The sequence below is a fragment of the Bacillus sp. JJ1474 genome (assembly GCF_036965225.1).
Taxonomy (GTDB): domain Bacteria; phylum Bacillota; class Bacilli; order Bacillales; family Cytobacillaceae; genus Cytobacillus.
Genome location: NZ_JBALPC010000275.1, coordinates 1 through 2009 on the forward strand (window position 1 = coordinate 1; position 2009 = coordinate 2009).

The 2009-nt window shown below is 37.0% G+C and carries 2 protein-coding genes, 1 pseudogene and 1 riboswitch; all 3 genes and pseudogenes read right to left on the minus strand.

Annotation, left to right across the window (positions count from 1 at the left end; genetic code table 11):
• Window positions 1–117: 117 nt before the first annotated feature.
• Complete coding sequence (locus V7164_RS24320; RefSeq protein ID WP_335347887.1) at window positions 118–861, minus strand: ABC transporter ATP-binding protein; 744 nt, start codon at window positions 859–861, stop codon at window positions 118–120.
• Window positions 862–880: 19 nt separating this feature from the next.
• Window positions 881–1570: a thiaminase II gene (tenA, locus tag V7164_RS24325; RefSeq protein ID WP_335355504.1), complete on the minus strand. Its 690-nt coding sequence runs from the start codon at window positions 1568–1570 to the stop codon at window positions 881–883.
• Window positions 1571–1680: 110 nt separating this feature from the next.
• Window positions 1681–1771: riboswitch (TPP riboswitch) on the minus strand.
• A gap of 95 nt (window positions 1772–1866) precedes the next feature.
• Window positions 1867–2009: pseudogene (locus V7164_RS24330) on the minus strand (branched-chain amino acid aminotransferase); the annotation flags it as partial.

Here is a 2009-nt window from a genome sequence, read left to right on the forward strand (position 1 = left end):
CTTGTTGGTGCCGGAATGATAAAGGCAGGAATGAACTCACTTTGTACTAGCCATTCTAATAAGAGTAAGATTGTCATGAAGAATAGGAGAAATAAACTATAAGTCTGTATCCATAATTTAATTTTTTTCATAGGCAATCTTCTTCTCCAGGCTTTGTCTTAAAGTAATCAGCTCTTTTTCATGCAGCATATCAAGTTTTCTAGGGCGTTTCAGATTGACCTGAATTTCTTCTAGCGTTTTATCAGGGTGCAACAAGAGTATTCGGTCACTTAGAAAGCATGCTTCCTCCAAATCATGGGTAATAAACAATACCGTTTTGTTTAATTCCTGCCATATCGACAGCAGCCATGCCTGCATGTCTTTTTTCGTTAAGGAATCAAGCGCTCCGAACGGTTCATCCAGCAATAATAATTCCTTGCCTGTTAATAAGGCCCGAAGAAAAGAAACTCTTTGTCTCATCCCTCCTGATAGCTGTTTTGGAAATGAATTCTCGTACTCTAGTAAACCTATTCGTTGAAGCCACTCTCTTGCTTTGTCTTTTGTAAGCCCATTTTTCTTCTGAATATCGGCTGAAATCATAATATTTTCTAGTATAGTTCGCCAAGGGAGGAGCAAATCACGCTGGGGCATATAGCCAATATCCCCCAGCGTGATTGCTTTTCCATTCAGAAAAACCTCCCCACTATCTTGTTTAAGCAGACCGGTAATTAATTTTAATATAGTAGTTTTACCTGTTCCGCTTCTTCCAATCAAAGAGACAAACTCGCCATTAGTTACTGTTAAGCTTAGATTTGATAGTATTTTGTTTTCTTGATTTCTATCTTTAAAGGCATAAGATACATTCTTTAATTCTAATGTCATATTTCCACCGTCTAATTCTTTAAATTGGCCAGTCCTGTTTGTAATAATTCATATCCCAGAATAAATACTCGTATTTCGAAGTCATCTGGAAATGCTCCTCTAGGACAGCGAGCTCCCGCTCTGGTTTTCCTTCTGCCAGTTCATCCATTAGTTCAATTAGCCATTTAGCTCCATTGCCAAAGGTTTCAGAATCATACGTTTCTATCCATTTAGCATATCTGTTAGTAGATAATTGCTCACCATACTGCTTTCTTAAAAGCTTCCCAATCTCCCAATAATCCCACGCACAAGGAAGCAAACAAGAAACCACTTCCGCTAAACTGCCATTTTGGGCGACATGCAACATATACCTCGTATATGCCAAATTGACAGGTGTAGGTTTAGTTGCCTCCAATTCTTCACGAGAAATCCCAAATTCCGCCGCAAATTGCCTATGTAATTCCATTTCAAAATGCAAGGTTTCATGCAGGATTTTGGCAAACTTCCCCATAATTTCGAGATCCTGCGCCTTCATCACACCTACTGCAAACAGTTTCGAATAATCAATTAAATACACATAGTCTTGCTTCATATAATGAATAAACCTCTTTTCGTCTAAAATGCCCTTTCCTAGCTCTTGGACAAAAGGATGATTGTGGTTTTTCTCCCAAATAGGCTGTACATTTTTAAATAATCTTTCAGAAAACCTTTTTGTTTTAACCGTTTCCATTTTGTTCTCCTCCTGAAAATTAATATTTATTTTGTGTTGCGATAACACACGAAAAAATAGAAAAACCGCTTCCCATTAGGAAAGCGGTTAAGTCAATACGTTGAAAAATACGTAATCGTTAACTACTTCCCTACGCTAGTATGACCTAGATCAGGTTCGAAGGGTTCATCTCAGCCTCAAAAGGCGCCCCTAGTAGAATGAAAATATTTATAATATTCATACATAGAATAGCATGAATATTATTTAATGCAAGTAAAAAAATTCCATTTAAAAAAGAACTGCATAAGAGCAGTTCTTTATACTTCAACAGTCCAGCCAAACGGATCTTCATGTGTTCCATTTTGGATTCCTGTTAAAGTATCATATAATTTTTTCGCAATTGGACCTGTTTCGCCATTATTTACAATCAGTATTTCATTTTTCCATGAAAATTCGCCTA

Bases quoted from the DNA above. Each gene is read 5' to 3' on its own strand.
- V7164_RS24320 (WP_335347887.1), bottom strand. From the start codon at position 861: ATGACATTAGAATTAAAGAATGTATCTTATGCCTTTAAAGATAGAAAT.
- tenA (WP_335355504.1), bottom strand. From the start codon at position 1,570: ATGGAAACGGTTAAAACAAAAAGGTTTTCTGAAAGATTATTTAAAAAT.